This is a genomic window from Pseudomonas sp. HS6 (assembly GCF_023375815.1).
Taxonomy (GTDB): domain Bacteria; phylum Pseudomonadota; class Gammaproteobacteria; order Pseudomonadales; family Pseudomonadaceae; genus Aquipseudomonas.
Genome location: NZ_CP067412.1, coordinates 6,128,241 through 6,143,820 on the forward strand (window position 1 = coordinate 6,128,241; position 15,580 = coordinate 6,143,820).

At 61.3% G+C, this 15,580-nt stretch carries 16 protein-coding genes; 9 read left to right on the plus strand and 7 right to left on the minus strand.

The genetic code is table 11. The annotated features are described in order from the left end of the window. Positions 1-26 precede the first annotated feature (26 nt). The 5 genes from oscA to JJN09_RS27705 all read left to right on the plus strand — a co-directional run bounded on the left by oscA (position 27) and on the right by JJN09_RS27705 (position 4,130). Complete coding sequence (gene oscA, locus JJN09_RS27685; RefSeq protein ID WP_003220508.1) at positions 27-209, plus strand: sulfur starvation response protein OscA; 183 nt, start codon at positions 27-29, stop codon at positions 207-209. 139 nt (positions 210-348) lie between these two features. Further along, positions 349-1,362, plus strand: coding sequence for a sulfate ABC transporter substrate-binding protein (locus JJN09_RS27690; RefSeq protein ID WP_249484608.1), 1,014 nt, complete (start codon positions 349-351; stop codon positions 1,360-1,362). A gap of 70 nt (positions 1,363-1,432) precedes the next feature. Then, the gene (gene cysT / locus JJN09_RS27695) at positions 1,433-2,251 is read left to right on the plus strand and encodes a sulfate ABC transporter permease subunit CysT (RefSeq protein ID WP_085712655.1); all 819 of its coding nucleotides are present in this window, start codon (positions 1,433-1,435) and stop codon (positions 2,249-2,251) included. Between the two features lie 13 nt (positions 2,252-2,264). Further along, positions 2,265-3,137: a sulfate ABC transporter permease subunit CysW gene (cysW, locus tag JJN09_RS27700; RefSeq protein ID WP_249484609.1), complete on the plus strand. Its 873-nt coding sequence runs from the start codon at positions 2,265-2,267 to the stop codon at positions 3,135-3,137. A 3-nt stretch (positions 3,138-3,140) separates the two neighbouring features. Next, on the plus strand, positions 3,141-4,130 hold the full coding sequence (locus JJN09_RS27705; protein WP_085712656.1) for a sulfate/molybdate ABC transporter ATP-binding protein: 990 nt from the start codon (positions 3,141-3,143) through the stop codon (positions 4,128-4,130). Positions 4,131-4,242: 112 nt separating this feature from the next. On the opposite strand, the gene JJN09_RS27710 is transcribed toward JJN09_RS27705, so the two are convergent. Further along, positions 4,243-4,767: a DUF962 domain-containing protein gene (locus JJN09_RS27710; RefSeq protein ID WP_249484610.1), complete on the minus strand. Its 525-nt coding sequence runs from the start codon at positions 4,765-4,767 to the stop codon at positions 4,243-4,245. 85 nt (positions 4,768-4,852) lie between these two features. Here JJN09_RS27710 and JJN09_RS27715 point away from each other — a divergent pair, with 85 nt between their 5' ends. After that, positions 4,853-5,536 (plus strand): Crp/Fnr family transcriptional regulator, encoded by a 684-nt coding sequence (locus JJN09_RS27715; RefSeq protein WP_249484611.1) that lies wholly within the window; start codon positions 4,853-4,855, stop codon positions 5,534-5,536. A gap of 120 nt (positions 5,537-5,656) precedes the next feature. Here the strand turns inward: JJN09_RS27715 and uraH are convergent, their stop codons facing one another. Together uraH and JJN09_RS27725 are read right to left on the minus strand one after the other, a co-directional pair. Then, positions 5,657-6,067, minus strand: a complete 411-nt coding sequence (gene uraH / locus JJN09_RS27720) for a hydroxyisourate hydrolase (RefSeq protein ID WP_249484612.1) — start codon at positions 6,065-6,067, stop codon at positions 5,657-5,659. Positions 6,068-6,083: 16 nt separating this feature from the next. After that, positions 6,084-6,566 carry a heme-binding protein gene (locus JJN09_RS27725; protein ID WP_249484613.1) on the minus strand — a complete coding sequence of 161 codons (483 nt, stop codon included), beginning with the start codon at positions 6,564-6,566 and terminating at the stop codon, positions 6,084-6,086. 136 nt (positions 6,567-6,702) lie between these two features. Between JJN09_RS27725 and JJN09_RS27730 the strand changes: the two genes are divergently transcribed. Then, complete coding sequence (locus tag JJN09_RS27730) at positions 6,703-7,383, plus strand: heavy metal response regulator transcription factor (protein WP_249484614.1); 681 nt, start codon at positions 6,703-6,705, stop codon at positions 7,381-7,383. Further along, positions 7,373-8,758, plus strand: a complete 1,386-nt coding sequence (locus JJN09_RS27735) for a heavy metal sensor histidine kinase (RefSeq protein WP_249484615.1) — start codon at positions 7,373-7,375, stop codon at positions 8,756-8,758. Before JJN09_RS27730 ends, JJN09_RS27735 begins: the two co-directional genes overlap by 11 nt. Before the next feature lie 131 nt (positions 8,759-8,889). Here JJN09_RS27735 and JJN09_RS27740 read toward each other — a convergent pair whose 3' ends face one another. Continuing rightward, positions 8,890-9,894, minus strand: coding sequence for an AraC family transcriptional regulator (locus JJN09_RS27740; protein ID WP_249484616.1), 1,005 nt, complete (start codon positions 9,892-9,894; stop codon positions 8,890-8,892). 100 nt (positions 9,895-9,994) lie between these two features. On the opposite strand from JJN09_RS27740, the gene JJN09_RS27745 reads away from it, so the two are divergent. After that, positions 9,995-11,068: a fatty acid desaturase gene (locus JJN09_RS27745; protein ID WP_249484617.1), complete on the plus strand. Its 1,074-nt coding sequence runs from the start codon at positions 9,995-9,997 to the stop codon at positions 11,066-11,068. Positions 11,069-11,291: 223 nt separating this feature from the next. On the opposite strand, the gene JJN09_RS27750 is transcribed toward JJN09_RS27745, so the two are convergent. Genes JJN09_RS27750 through JJN09_RS27760 form a run of 3 tightly spaced genes read right to left on the minus strand, consistent with a single transcriptional unit; the run spans position 11,292 to position 15,327 of the window. After that, a complete protein-coding gene (locus JJN09_RS27750; protein WP_249484618.1) occupies positions 11,292-12,902 on the minus strand; it encodes an arylsulfatase in 1,611 nt (536 codons plus the stop codon). Positions 12,903-12,916: 14 nt separating this feature from the next. Next, positions 12,917-13,732 (minus strand): ABC transporter ATP-binding protein, encoded by an 816-nt coding sequence (locus JJN09_RS27755; protein ID WP_249484619.1) that lies wholly within the window; start codon positions 13,730-13,732, stop codon positions 12,917-12,919. Next, positions 13,729-15,327: an ABC transporter permease gene (locus JJN09_RS27760; protein ID WP_249484620.1), complete on the minus strand. Its 1,599-nt coding sequence runs from the start codon at positions 15,325-15,327 to the stop codon at positions 13,729-13,731. The genes JJN09_RS27755 and JJN09_RS27760 overlap by 4 nt, the downstream gene beginning before the upstream one ends. Between the last annotated feature and the right edge of the window lie 253 nt (positions 15,328-15,580).

The following is a 15,580-nucleotide window of genomic DNA, read 5'->3' on the forward strand; positions in this document are numbered from 1 at the left end:
CATATCCCATACAAAGGAGCAGCACCATGAGCGCATCCCTGCGTAGCGTTGACGGTCAGGACGAAACCACCATCTTGCGCGAAATCCAGAGCGCCTTGCGCGACCTGCGTTTCGGTGCGGTGGAAATCACTGTGCACAACGCCCAAGTGGTCCAGATCGAACGCAAAGAGAAATTCCGTCTGCAGCAACCGGGCAACAAACCGAGCTGAATCCAAAAAGATTCCAGCCTGCGCCCGCTCTTGCCGGGGATCAATGCAAGAGTGGGCGCAGGCGGTGATCTTTACAGGCAACCCGATTTTCGAAATCCATAAGAAAAAGCCACCACCAAGAATTCCAGGAGCTTTCACCATGTCGTCGATTCGCCGTTACGCTTTGGCCGCCCTGGCCAGCGCTGTGTTTGCCGGTTCCGCGGTTGCCAAGGATTACGAACTGCTCAACGTTTCGTACGACCCGACTCGCGAGTTGTATCAGGATTACAACGCCGAATTCGTGAAGTACTGGCAGGCAGAGCATGCCGGCGACACCGTGAAGATCCAGCAATCCCACGGCGGTTCGGGCAAGCAGGGCCGTGCGGTAATCGACGGTCTGCGCGCCGACGTCGTGACCCTGGCCCTGGCCGGTGACATCGACGAAATCGCCAAGCTCGGCAAGACCCTGCCGGCCGACTGGCAGAAGCGTCTGCCGGACGCCAGCACCCCGTACACCTCGACCATCGTGTTCCTGGTGCGCAAGGGCAACCCGAAAGGCATCAAGGACTGGGGCGACCTGGTCAAGAACGACGTCTCGGTGATCACCCCGAACCCGAAAACCTCCGGCGGTGCGCGCTGGAACTTCCTCGCGGCGTGGGCCTACGGCCTGAAAGCCAACGGCGGCAACGAAGCCAAAGCCAAAGAATACGTGCAAACCCTGTTCAAGCACGTTCCGGTCCTGGACACCGGCGCTCGTGGTTCGACCATCACCTTCGTCAACAACGGTCAGGGTGACGTGTTGCTGGCCTGGGAAAACGAAGCCTTCCTGGCGCTGAAAGAAGACGGCGGCAAGGACAAGTTCGACATCGTCGTGCCTTCGCTGTCGATCCTCGCCGAACCCCCGGTGGCCGTGGTCGACAAGAACGCCGAGAAGAAGGGCAACGGGCAGATCGCCGAAGCCTACCTCAAGCACCTGTACAGCCCGGCCGGCCAGGAAATCGCGGCGAAGAACTTCTACCGCCCGCGTGACAAGGACGTGGCGGCCAAGTACGCCCAGCAATTCCCGAAACTGGAACTGGTGACCATCGACAAGGACTTCGGCGGCTGGAAAACCGCACAGCCGAAATTCTTCAACGATGGTGGCGTGTTCGACCAGATCTATCAGGCGCAGTAACTTTTCATAGCCATAAACGAGCCCCGGATTTACCTTCGGGGCTTTGTGCGTTTCTTGACCAAGGACTTTTATGTCGCGTCGTATCTCCCCCGTCATACCCGGCTTCGGGCTGACGCTGGGCTACACCTTGGTGTACCTCAGCCTGATTGTGCTAATCCCGCTGGCGGCGATGTTCATCCACGCCTCACAGCTCACCTGGGATCAGTTCTGGACGATCATCTCCGCCCCCCGCGTTCTCGCCGCACTGAAGCTGAGCTTCGGCACCGCGCTGTGCGCCGCGATCATCAACGGCATCATCGGCACGCTGCTGGCGTGGGTGCTGGTGCGCTACACGTTCCCGGGACGCAAGGTGATCGACGCGATGATCGATCTGCCGTTCGCCCTGCCGACCGCAGTGGCCGGTATCGCGCTCACTGCGCTGTACACGCCGACCGGGCTGGTCGGGCAATTCGCTGCCGACCTCGGTTTCAAGATCGCCTACACCCCGCTCGGGATCACCCTGGCGCTGACCTTCGTGACCCTGCCATTCGTGGTGCGCACGGTGCAACCGGTGCTGGCCGACATCCCGCGTGAAGTCGAAGAAGCGGCCGCGTGCCTTGGCGCCAAGCCGCTACAAGTGTTCCGCCACATCCTGTTGCCGGCACTGTTGCCAGCCTGGCTGACCGGTTTCGCCCTGGCGTTTGCCCGCGGCGTCGGCGAGTACGGTTCGGTGATTTTTATCGCCGGCAACATGCCGATGAAAACCGAGATCCTGCCGCTGCTGATCATGGTCAAGCTCGACCAATACGATTACACCGGCGCCACTTCCATCGGCGTGCTGATGCTGGTGGTTTCCTTCGTCCTGTTGCTGCTGATCAACCTGCTGCAGCGGCGCATCGAAACCCCATAAGGAGGCGCGAACCATGTCCCAATCGTCTATTGCTGCCGCTTCCTCGGCCAACGCCGCCCGCCGTGGCAGTGCCACTTCGCGCAGGGTGCTGATCGGCCTCGGTTGGCTGATTTTCTTCCTGTTTCTGGTACTGCCGCTGTTCATCGTGGTGTCACAGGGATTGAAGAACGGCCTCGGTGCGTTCTTCACCGCGATCTTTGAACCGGATGCCTTGTCGGCCCTGAAACTCACCGTGATCGCGGTGCTGATTTCGGTGCCGCTGAACCTGGTGTTCGGTGTCAGCGCCGCGTGGTGCGTGAGCAAATACTCGTTCCGTGGCAAGAGCATGCTGGTGACGCTGATCGACCTGCCGTTCTCGGTCTCGCCGGTGATCGCAGGTCTGGTCTATGTGTTGATGTTCGGCGCCCAGGGCCTGTTCGGGCCGTGGCTGCAGGACCACGACATCCAGATCGTCTTCGCCCTGCCGGGCATCGTGCTGGCGACGATCTTCGTTACCGTGCCGTTCGTGGCCCGTGAGCTGATCCCGCTGATGCAGGAGCAAGGTACTCAGGAAGAGGAGGCCGCGCGCCTGCTCGGCGCCAATGGCTGGCAGATGTTCTGGCACGTCACCGTCCCCAACATCAAATGGGGCCTGATCTATGGCGTGGTGCTGTGCACCGCGCGGGCCATGGGTGAGTTCGGTGCGGTGTCGGTGGTTTCCGGGCACATTCGCGGGGTGACCAACACCTTGCCGCTGCACGTCGAGATCCTCTACAACGAATACAACCACGTGGCCGCGTTCGCCGTGGCGAGCCTGTTGCTGATCCTGGCGCTATTCATCCTGCTGGCCAAGCAGTGGAGCGAAAACCGTATCAACCGCCTGCGCGCCAGCGCCGCGGAGGAATAATTCATGTCGATCGAAGTGCGTAACGTCAGCAAGAATTTCAATGCGTTCAAGGCGCTGGACAACATCAGCCTGGACATCCACAGCGGTGAACTGGTGGCCTTGCTCGGCCCGTCCGGCTGCGGCAAGACCACCTTGCTGCGCATTATTGCCGGTCTGGAAACCCCGGATAACGGCAACATCGTGTTCCACGGCGAAGACGTTTCCGGCCACGACGTGCGGGATCGCAACGTCGGTTTCGTGTTCCAGCACTACGCCCTGTTCCGCCACATGACCGTGTTCGACAACGTCGCATTCGGCCTGCGCATGAAGCCGAAAAACCAGCGCCCGAGCGAAAGCCAGATCGCGACCAAGGTTCACGAGCTGCTGAACATGGTGCAACTGGACTGGTTGTCGGATCGTTATCCGGAGCAACTGTCCGGCGGCCAGCGTCAGCGGATCGCTCTGGCCCGCGCCCTGGCGGTAGAGCCGAAAGTGCTGCTGCTCGACGAACCGTTCGGTGCCCTCGACGCCAAGGTGCGTAAAGAGCTGCGCCGCTGGCTGGCGCGCTTGCATGAAGACATCAACCTGACCTCGGTATTCGTGACCCACGACCAGGAAGAAGCGATGGAAGTCGCCGACCGCATCGTGGTGATGAACAAGGGTGTGATCGAACAGATCGGCTCACCGGGCGACGTCTACGAAAACCCGGCCAGCGATTTCGTCTATCACTTCCTCGGCGATTCGAACCGTCTGCATCTGGGCGATGACAACCACGTGCTGTTCCGCCCGCACGAAGTGTCGCTGTCGCGGCATGAGCTGGAGGATCACCACGCCGCTGAAGTTCGCGATATCCGGCCGCTGGGCGCGACCACGCGGGTGACGTTGAAGGTTGAAGGTCAGACTGATCTGATCGAGGCGGAAGTGGTGAAGGACCACGACAGCCTGACCGGGTTGGCGAAAGGTGAGACGTTATTCTTCAAGCCGAAGGTCTGGCAGAAAGTCGCCAACCTCTAAAAGCATCGCGGGCAAGCCCGCTCCCACAGTTTTTCGGCGAACACGACATTTGTGAACGACTGGATCCCTGTGGGAGCGGGCTTGTTCCGGGCGGCGATCCGACGATTGCGATCTATACGGCCGCGCGATTCGGATTGACCCGCACCACACCCGCCCGTGCCTCGATCTGCTCTTTCAGCTCATGCCGCATCCCGAGCATGAACGCCAGTTCGGCCACCACAAACAGCGGCCCGACAATCAACCCGCTCAAGTCATCGACGAACGCCGGTTTGCGCCCTTCGTAGTGATGGCCGACAAACTGGATCGCCCAGCCAATCACAAACATCGCCAGACCACTGCTCAGCCAGACCATGGTGCTCTGCTGCGCTAGAACATGCCCGACCCAGACCGACAGCCCCATCAGTACGGTCATCAAAACCCCGAGCTTCAGTTCCAGTCGCAGGTAAAACCACGCTGAGGCCAGCGCCACGATAACGGCAGGCGAAATCCACAACCCGCCCACCGACCAATCCGGTCGCGACAACAGCACGGCCACCGCCACCACAATCAGCGGAATCCCGATAAAGTGGCTGGCGATGTTGCGCGGATCACGGTGGTAAGCGGCGTATTGACTCAAATGATCGACGAGGCTTTTCATTGTTGTTCCTCCTGTAGGGTGATCGAATCATGCCCCGGGTAAACGGATCGCTCTGTCAGGCAGGCGACAATCTTTAGGAGAACGCATGGATAAGGTCTGGCGAGCGCGCCTGCTGACTGGGCAATGGTTCAGTCATCTGCCGGTATCCTTTCAGGATAGTCTGCTGGCGGCGGCCCGGGAGCGGCGGCTGGCGGCGGGGCAGCGCTTGTTCCAACGCGGTGATGCGCCGTGCGGTCTATACGCGGTGCTCGACGGCGCCGTGCGCATCGGGGCGGTCAGCGAGCAGGGCAAGGAGGCGTTGCTGAGTCTGGTGGAAGCGCCGCACTGGTTCGGCGAAATCTGCCTGTTCGACGGCCAGCCGCGCACCCATGACGCTTACGCAGTCGGCCCGTGTCTGTTGCTGAATATCCCGCAAACCACGCTGCTGAAGTTGCTCGACGAACACCCCGTCTACTGGCGGCATCTGGCGTTGCTGATGAGCCACAAACTGCGCCTGACGTTCATTAATCTCGAACAGCTGAGTCTGCTGCCGGCTCCGGCCCGTCTGGCTCATCGTCTGCTGATGATCGCCGAAGGTTATGGCGAACTCGACCCGCCCCGCCGCGTGCTGCAACTGCCCCAGGAACAGCTGGCGTCGATGTTGTCGCTGTCGCGGCAGACCACCAACCAGATCCTCAAGGAGTTGCAGGGGCAGGGGATTATCGGCTTGAGTTATGGCGAGATCGAAATCCTCGACGCCGCGCGATTGCGCGCACTCGCCACACTTTAGTTTCACCACTATCCCTGTGGGAGCGGGCTTGCCCGCGATTGAGTTCTGTCAGATTCCTCTATGTTGATTGACCCAACGCCATCGCGGGCAAGCCCGCTCCCACAGGGAATTGTATGTGGCTTAAGAACCGCGATAAGTGGAGAAGCCATACGGGCTGAGCAGCAACGGAATGTGATAGTGCTGATCCGTCTGCTGCACTTTAAAGATCACCGGAATCTCCGGAAAAAACGTCTCATGCTTCGCCTTCTCGAAGTACTCGCCCGTCTTGAACACCACCCGATATTCACCCGCCTCGAACGGCTTGTTCGCCGGGAACAGCTCGGCAATCCGACCCTGTTCATTGGTGGTGCCCTGGGCCAGCGGCTGCCAATCCTGGCCCACGTGTTTCTCCAATGTCACGTTGATGCCTGGCGACGGCAGGCCGTTTTCCAGATTGAGCACGTGCACGCTCAGCGGGTTGCCGGCGGCCAGCGCCAGGCTTGAAAAAGCGCTCAGGCCAAGCGCGGTAAATGTCATGCGGAGTAAGGTCATGGTGATGCTCCTGGGTTCAGGTACGGTTGATGGACAGACCGCCAACTTCGGCAGCCTTGATCGCGCAATTTTCGTCCTGCTCACCGCCACCGGAACCGGCTACGCCCATGGCGCCGACCAGTTCTTTTCCGGCAAACAGCGGGATGCCGCCGCCGAGTAAAAGCAGCTCGTTGAGGGTATTGAGGTTGGCGGTTTCCGGGTTGCTGCGGGCGCGCTCGGCGAACAATCGGGTCGGGGTTTTCGTCGATAGCGCGGTATACGCTTTGCGTTGGCTGGCGGCGGTGTTGTGCGGGCCGATTTCGTCGCCGCGCAAGGTCACCAGCAGGTTGCCGCCACGGTCGAGCACCGACACCGTGCCCGCGCAATTTTCCAGCGCCGCGTCTGCCAGCAGCCGTGCGGTTTTGAGATCGAGATCGGCGTGGCGCGGCAGTTCAGGCGCAGCAAACGCAGCGCTGCTGAGGCCGATTGTCAGGCTGGCAATCAGGTATTTGACGGTCATGGACAGGCTCCAAAAGCGAAGGCCGCCACCTTATCTGCCGGTCCCCGTCGAAACCTCGTCAGTCGGATTACAAGTTTGTAATGGGCAACCCCGCCGAAGGGGCCTAGCCTGTGCCTCTGAATAATCGAGGTGTGCCATGCGTTTGCTGGTCGTAGAAGATGAAGCCAAAACCGCGAATTTCCTCGCCAAAGGGCTAGGAGAGTCGGGTTTCGCCGTGGACGTGGCGCTCAATGGCCTCGACGGACGCTACTTCATTGAGCAGCAGGAGTACGACCTGATCATCCTCGATGTGATGCTGCCGGGCCTCAACGGCTGGCAATTGCTGCAACTGATCCGCCAGCGCGGTGCCACGCCGGTGCTGTTCCTCACCGCCCGAGACGCCATCGAAGACCGCGTGCGCGGCCTCGAACTGGGCGCCGATGACTATTTGCTCAAGCCATTCGCCTTTGCCGAACTACTGGCGCGGGTACGTACTTTGTTGCGGCGCGGTCCGATGCGCGAAGCCGAGTCGTACAGCATCGCCGATCTGGAAATCGACGTGCTGCGCCGCCGGGTCAGCCGTGGCGGTCAGCGCATCGCCCTGACCAACAAGGAATTCGCCCTGCTGCACCTACTCGCCAGCCGACAGGGCGAAGTGCTGTCGCGCACGCTGATTGCTTCGCAGGTGTGGAACCTGAATTTCGACAGCGACACCAACATGGTCGAAGTCGCGGTGCGTCGGCTGCGTTCGAAAGTCGATGATCCGTACATGCCCAAACTGATCCACACCGTGCGCGGGGTCGGCTATCAACTCGAAGCGCCCGACGATGCCCGCTAGATCCATCGCCTGGCGCCTGGCCCTGGCGTTCGCCGCCGTCTGTGCGTTGGTGCTCAGCGCGATCGGCGTGTTCCTGTATCGCTCGCTGGCCTCGGAACTCGCCTGGCGCGACGACATGGCCTTGCTCGGCCGTCTGGAACAGGTGCGCGCGCTGCTCGCAGACAGCGACAGCCTCGACGCCTTGCAGGCGCGGCCACGGCTGTACCAGAACATGCTCGGCAACCTCGATAGTTTGCTGTTGGTGCGCCGCGCGGACGGCTCAAGCGTGATCGCGATCAACCCGCGCCAGCGTAGCCTGCCGGACATGAGCGCGATCCCCCGCGATCAAACCCCGCAGCGCCGCGATGTCCTGACCTGGCAAGCGCCCGACGGTGCTGAGCTGGCCTTGTTGTCCGGCGAAGCCCGAGGCCCGAACGGCGAGTTGCTGACCGTGATTGCCGGCAAGGTGCTGAGCGAACGCGACCAGATGCTCGGCAGTTATCGTCTGCGTCTGTACCTGGCGATCGGGCTGGGTGCTTTACTGGCCTTTGCCCTCGGACTGGTTTTGTTGCGCCGGGGTTTGCTTCCTCTGCGCAAGCTGAGCGAGGCGGTGCGCGGCATCGATCTGCGCAGCCTCGATCAACGCTTGCCGGCCGCAGGCACGCCAACAGAGTTGCTGGAACCGGTGCAGGCGCTCAACGGCATGCTGGCGCGCCTGGACGACAGCTTCCAGCGCCTCTCACAGTTTTCCGCCGACCTCGCCCACGAGATCCGCACGCCGCTGCACACCTTGCTCGCGAGCAACGGCCAGGCACTGAATCACCCACGCAGCAGCGCGGAGTATCAGGAGGTGCTGGCGTCGAACATGGAAGAGTTCGAACGGCTCAAGCGCATGGCCGAAAACCTGATGTTTCTCGCTCGCGCAGAGCAGGCGGAACGGGCGCTCGATTTGCGGGTGCTGGATCTGCGCGAAATCGGCGATGAGTTGTGCGATTACTTCGAAGCCCTGGCTGATGACCGGGGAATCCGCCTTGAAAACGCGTTCAGCGGGGAATTGCTGGCGGATCAGCAACTGCTGCAACGCGCCTTGGGTAATCTGTTGGCCAACGCCGTACGCCATGCCGACGCCGGTTCGGTCATCAGTCTTTTTCGGCGCGATGAGCCAGGCGTGTGCTGGCTGCAAGTCCACAACTGCGGCCCGGTTATCGCTGATGAGCATCTGGGCAAACTGTTCGACCGCTTCTACCGCGTCGACCCGTCTCGCGCGGAGCCGGGAGATTCCGGCGGATTGGGATTGGCGATCGTGCAGTCGATCATGCAATTGCATGGGGGGCAGGTGCGGGTGAGTAGTGATGCAACGGGTACGGCTTTTGAGCTTGGATTTGCAGCGATCTGAATGGCCTCTTCGCGGGCAAGCCCGCTCCCACAGTAGTCGAGATGTGACACAGATTTTTGTATGCCCCAATCCTTGTGGGAGCGGGCTTGCCCGCGAAGAGGCAGGCCGATTCAGTACAAATTCCAGACCCGTCAGCGCAACTGATCCCGAAACTGCCCCGGCGTCATGCCCGTCCAGCGTTTGAACGCGCGGCTGAAGCTGCTGGTGTCGGCAAATCCCAACAGATAACTGACCTCGCTCAGCGAGCATTGCGGATCGCGCAGGTGCAGCAGCGCGAGGTTCTCGCGGCTTTCATTCAGCAGGGTGTCGAAGCGACAACCCTCGTCCGCCAGGTGCCGTTGCAGGCTGCGCAGACTCAAGTGCAGGGCCTGGGCGATGCGTTCGGCGCTGGGTTCGCCTTCGGGCAGTTGTTCTTCGATGGCGTCGCGCACCTTGCGCTCCCAGGTCAGGGGCTTGAGTTGGGCGAGAGTGCGCTTGAGCACCGCTTCGTTGTGCTCGGCCAGTTCCGGGTTGGCGTCGTCGAGGTGGCTGTCGAAGTCGGTGAGGGCGAATTCGATGCAGTCTTCTTCGGCGGCGAAATGCACTGGCGAGCGGAACACTTTGTGCCACTGGTGTTCATCGGCCGGTGCAGGCCGACGCAGATACACCGTCAGCGGCGCGTAGTCGCGGCCCAGGCGATTGCGGCAGGTGCGCACATAGATCGCGGCGAAGGCGTCGATGGCTTCGAAGGCCGGGGCCGGGTTGTCGGTCGGGATTTTCAGGCGAAACCGATAGCGGTCTTCGGTACGGGTCAGCTCCAGCTCCAGCGCGTCGCTGACCACCTGGTGATAACGCACGATCCGTTCGAACACTTCCCGTAGGCTGCCGCTGGCCACCAACGCATAACCCAACGCGTGAAATGTTGTGGGGCTGACGAACCGTGACACCCGCAAACCGATCGCCGGATCGCCGCTGACCTGCACCGCGATTTCCCACAGGCGTGTGGTGGCGGACAACGGATAGCGGGCGTTCGGGTCGTCCATCAGTTGCGGATCGAGCCCGGCCTGCTGGCACAGCGCAGTGCTGTCCAGCCCCAGCGCGTCGAGTTGCTTGCGCAGGGCACGGGTCCAGCTGGCGAGAGAAGTCGGTTCCTTCATGCTGATTGGCGCTTCCGGTCAACAGGTTGGCGTTCTCGGCTACCGCGTCCGAACCCTGCGCGGGGCAGGATACGAACATCAATAACCAGAGGATGGAAGCATGGACCGTACTTCTGCAAGTCCCCAGCGACACAATGCTGCCCAGCGTTCAGCGCATATTCGCGAAGTGGTGCTGGCCAAAGGCGTCGAGCTGCGCGAGCGCTACCCGATTCTCAACCATCAGGACGCCCTCGGCGCGGGGATTTTGGCGTTTGCTTTGGCCGGAATGATCGGCTCAGCGGCGCTCTACATCAGTGGGCACATGGCTTGGTGGGCGTGTCTCCTGCTCAACGCGTTTTTCGCCTCGCTGACCCATGAGCTTGAACACGACCTGATCCACAGCATGTATTTCCGCAAACAGCGCGTGCCGCACAACCTGATGATGGGCCTGGTGTGGCTGGCGCGGCCGAGCACGATCAACCCGTGGATCCGCCGGCATCTGCACCTCAATCACCACAAGGTGTCCGGCACCGAAACCGACATGGAAGAGCGGGCGATCACCAACGGCGAACCCTGGGGTTTTGCGCGGTTGCTGATGGTCGGTGACAACGTGATGTCGGCGTTCATCCGCATGCTGCGAGCCAAGACCTGGACGCACAAGTTCAGCATCATCAAGCGTTCGCTGAAGGTCTACGCGCCGCTGGCGCTGGTGCATTGGGGGGCGTGGTATGTGTTTCTCGGGTTCCACGCGGCCAATGGCATCGCATATTTGATGGGCTCACCGATTGAATGGTCAGCGACCACGTTGTCGGTGATGCAAGTGATCGACATCGCCGCCGTAGTGATCATCGGGCCGAACGTGTTGCGCACCTTTTGCCTGCACTTCATCAGTTCGAACATGCATTACTACGGCGACATCGAAGCGGGTAATGTGCTGCAGCAGTGCCAGGTATTGAATCCATGGTGGCTGTGGCCGTTGCAGGCGTTCTGCTTCAACTTCGGCAGCAGTCACGGGATTCATCATTTTGTGGTGAAGGAGCCGTTTTACATTCGCCAGTTGACCGTGCCGGTGGCGCACAAGGTGATGCGGGAGATGGGGGTTCGGTTCAATGATTTCGGGACGTTTGGGCGGGCGAATCGGTTTGTTCGCAGGGAGCATGAGGAGTTGGCGAGGAAGGCAATTGAGGTGAATTGACTTTGCATGTTCGGCTTGAGAGCCAGCCCTCACCCTAAACCTCTCCCGGGGGGAGAGGGGACTGATTGGGGGATATTGGAGAAGTACGCCGACGTGAACGAACTGTTCTGAATCCATAGTCGACTGGTTTTTTCAGGTCGATGTATAGCGAAAGACACCTCGGTAGGCTCCCTCTCCCTCCGGGAGAGGGCTGGGGTGAGGGGCTCTTGATCTTGCCCCCCCCTTAATCCGGCTGAAACGGCGACTCACTCAAAATCACCCCGGTCTCCTCCACATACCGCTGCCAATGCTCGATCAGCGCTTCAAGCTTCTGCGGCTGACTCGACGCCAGATCATGAATCTCCCCCGGATCACTGCCCAGATCATAAAGCTGCCACGTCGCCGGCCCCACTGGCCCGGGGATCCACACCGCTTTCCACTGCCCCTGCCGAATCGCCCGGCGCCCGAACAATTCCCAACCAGTGACGGTGTGTTCGTCATGCACCTGCGCCGTTTCGCCGGACAGGAAACCCAGCCACGATTTACCGCGCAACGCCGCCACCGGTTTACCGTGCCACTGCTTGCCGGGATGCCGCACGCCGGCCAGATCGAGAATGGTTGGCGTGATGTCCATCACCGTGCCGAAACCATGGCTGATCTGCCCTTTTAGCGGCAGCCGCGGATAGTGCAGCAGCGCCGGGACGCGAATCCCGCCTTCGGTGGTGAACGCCTTGAACAGGCGTGACGGCGCAGTCGCCACCTGCGCCCAGTTCGGCCCGTACCAGACATAGGAATTGGCGCGGCCGATGTTGTCGAGGCTGTTGTCGTAATGCTGGCTCAGGTAAGTCACCAGTTCCGGGCCGAACTTGGGGAAGGCTTCCAGCAGCGCGCCTTCGGCACCGTTGTCCGACATGAACAGGATGAAGGTGTTGTCGAGCTGGCCCTGCTGGCGCAGATAGTCGACGACACGGCCAATGTTCCAGTCCATACGCTCGACCATCGCGGCGTAGACCTCCATCGCACGGGCGGAAATCTGCTTCTGCTCATCGCTCAGCGCAGCCCACTGCGCAGTCAGCTGGATCAGCGGATGCGGTTCGACATCCGGCTCGATCAGCCCCAGCGATTTGAGTTTTTCCAGACGCTCGAGGCGCAGCACTTCCGGCCCCGCGTCATAGCGACCGCGATATTTTTCGACGATGTCGGCGGGCGCCTGCAACGGCCAGTGCGGCGCGGAAAACGGCAGGTACGCGAAGAACGGTCGGCTCTGATCGCGCTCCTTGAGGTACTGCAACAGCTTGTCGCCGAAAGCGTCGGAGGAATAGAAATCCTTCGGCAATTCGTCGATGAAAGTGTCGCCCTCGATGTACAGCGCCGGGGTGGATTTCAGCAGGCCGGGCGTGTGTTCATTGTAGGTCGGTTCGAATCCGTAGTGGTTGGCCGCGCCGGGCAGCAGCGAGAACGAACGCTCAAAACCACGGGCATGGGGCGCCAGTTCGGCGGTCAGGCCCAGGTGCCATTTGCCGCTCATCAAAGTCTGATAACCCGCCTCGCGCAGCAACTCCGGCAACGCGACGACACGATCGTTGAGATAACCCTCGTAACCCGGTTTGCCGATCAGCTCCGGGGTCAGGGTTTCGGCCATGGTGCCGATACCGGCGATGTGATGGTCGGTGCCGGTGAGCAGCATCGAGCGGGTCGGCGAGCAGGTCGGTGCGGTGTGAAAGTCGGTCAGGCGCAGGCCGTTGTTGGCCAGGGCATCGAGGTTCGGCGTGGCGATTTCGCCGCCGAAGGCACCGATATCGGAGAAACCGAGGTCATCGGCCAGAATCACCAGAAAGTTGGGACGTTGCGACATCAACAGGCTCCTGTTCAGCAGGCAATGAACGACAACGGCAGATCACGGATCTGTACCGGCACGCTCGGTTGGTAATGGTCATCACTGGTCAGTTCGTGCAGCAGTTCTTCGCGCAACTGATGGAAGTCGAAACTGCTGCGCTGGCGCGGATGGGGCAGGGCAATGTCCACCACCTGTTTGATCCGGCCGGGGCGCGGTTCCATCACCACCACGCGGTCGGCGAGGAAAATCGCTTCCTCGACATCGTGGGTGACCAGAATCGTGGTGATTTTTGCCCGCTCGCGAATTGCCAGCAGTTCGTCCTGCATCTGCTGGCGGGTCAGCGCGTCGAGGGCGCCGAAGGGTTCGTCGAGCAGCAGGATTCGTGGGCTCGCCACCAGCCCGCGAGCAATCGCCACGCGCTGGGCCATGCCGCCGGAGAGTTGATGCGGATAGGCGCGGGTGAAGTCGCGCAGGCCTACCAGCTCGATGAAGTCGTTGATGCGCTGCTGCTTTTCAGCGGCTGCCAGCGGCTCGTTGACCAGGCCCAGGCCTATGTTGTCAGCCACCGTCAGCCACGGGAACAAACGGTGTTCCTGAAACACAATGCCGCGCTCGCCGCCAATCCCGCTGACGGCTTTGCCATCGACAGTGATCTGCCCGCGAAACTGCGTGTCGAGACCCACCAGTAACCGCAGTAGGGTGGATTTGCCGCATCCGCTGGAGCCGACGATGGCGACGAATTCGCCCTCGGCAATGTCCAGGTTGAATTCGCGGATCGCCTCCAGTTCGAAACCGTCGACGTCGAAGGATTTGCCTACGTGGGTAAAGCTGACAATCGGTGCGTTCATGCGTGTCTCCAGCGGGTGGCGCGGATTTCCAGGCGTTGGCCAATGAGGTTGAGCAGGGCGCCGGTCAGGCCGACCAGCAGCATCCCGGACATGATCAGGTCCATGCGCAGCAGTTGTTGGGCGCCGATCATCTGGCTGCCGATGCCGCCGTTGGACGGCATGAAATATTCGGCGCCGATGGTGCCGAGCCAGGCGTAGATCAGGCTCAGTCGAAGCCCGGCGAAAATCCCCGGCGCGGCGCCCGGCAATACCAGCCGGCGCAGGCGTTGAGCGAGGCTCAGACGCAGTACTTGCGCGGCTTCGTTGAGTTGTGGCGAAAGGTTGGCGACGCTGCGCTGGGTAGCGATGAACAGCGGGAAAAACGCGGCGAGGGCGACGAATACCCACTTGGCCAGTTCGCCCAGACCGAACCACGCGGTAAGCAGCGGCACCCAGGCGAAAATCGCGATCTGCCTCAGGGCGGCGAGAGTCGGGCCGAGCACGCGTTCACTGGTGCGCGACAGCCCCAGCAACAGGCCTAGTGCGAAGCCGAGCCCGCCGCCGAGCAGCAAGCCGCCGAGGGTGCGGCCAAGGCTCAGGGCCATGCCGCTGATCAGCGTGCTGTCGAGCAGGCCGTTCTTCGTGGCCTCCAGCACCGTGACCGGGCTTACCAGAATGTTGGCATCGACCCATTGCTGATCGACCGCCAGTTGCCACAGCGCAAACAACCCCAGCGGCAACAGCCACGGCTGCGCGCGCTGCCAGCCTTCATAGCGTGGGCCTCGACGGATTTCAGCCGTAGCCGGATGCGGCCAGTGCACCAGTTTCCTGTCCAGCAGACCGATGCCGCGATCCATCGCCACGCCGATCAGGCCGATCACCACGATGCACACGAACACGATGTCGAGCATGAACAACTGACGCGCCCAGACCATCAGGTAACCGATGCCTTCGCTGGAGGCCAGCAATTCCACGGCGAGCAACGAAGTCCAGCCGGCGGCCAGTGCCAGGCGTACGCCGGCCATGAATGCGGGGAGGGCGGCGGGCAACACCAGTCGGCGGATCAATAGGCGTGGCGGCAGGCGCAACACGGCGGCGGCTTCACGCAATTTCGGTTGTGCGTCACGCACACCGACCAGGGTGTGCAGGGTCACCGGCACCACAATGGCTTTGACCAGCACCACCAGTTTCAGCGTCTCGCCGATGCCGAAAAACACCATGAACAGCGGGACCCATGCCAGCGTCGGCACTTGGGCCAAACCGGCGAAGGTCGGGAAGATGAGGCGTTCGAGGCGACGGCTGAACCCCAGCGCTGCACCGAGCACGGCACCGGCCGAGATCCCGGCGAGCAGGCCCCAGAACAGCCGTTGCAGGCTGATCCACAAGTGACTCCACAACTCGCCCTGTGACAGTTCGACGGCGCTGCTCCACACCAGCGACGGCGCCGGCAGGATCTGTTCGCTCATCCATTGATTGCGTGCAGCCAGCCACCACAGGGCGAACAGTCCGAGCGGCAATATCCAGGGTAAAACGCGGTGGCTCAGGCTTGGCCAGGTGCGCCGGTTTTTCAACGGCGGCGCGGCCAGTGGCAGGCTGAGCAAGGATTCACGGGCCATGGATGACCTCCGTTGTCGGGTTGGATCGAATCAGCGGAATTAGCTAAAAACCAATTGTCATAAGTGAATTAAAAAATAACCATTTTGGAGATAAGCAGCGCCATTTAAGGCCTCCAGCCCTGCACGCATCCAATGCATTCGAAGAATATTTTTGATGCTCTCCATGCATACCGCTCTGCATGTCCCGACTTTGCTGGCTTAGCTTGAAAAGCTATAAAAATGTGCTTTTTAAGTATTTAAGTGCTGATGCGGA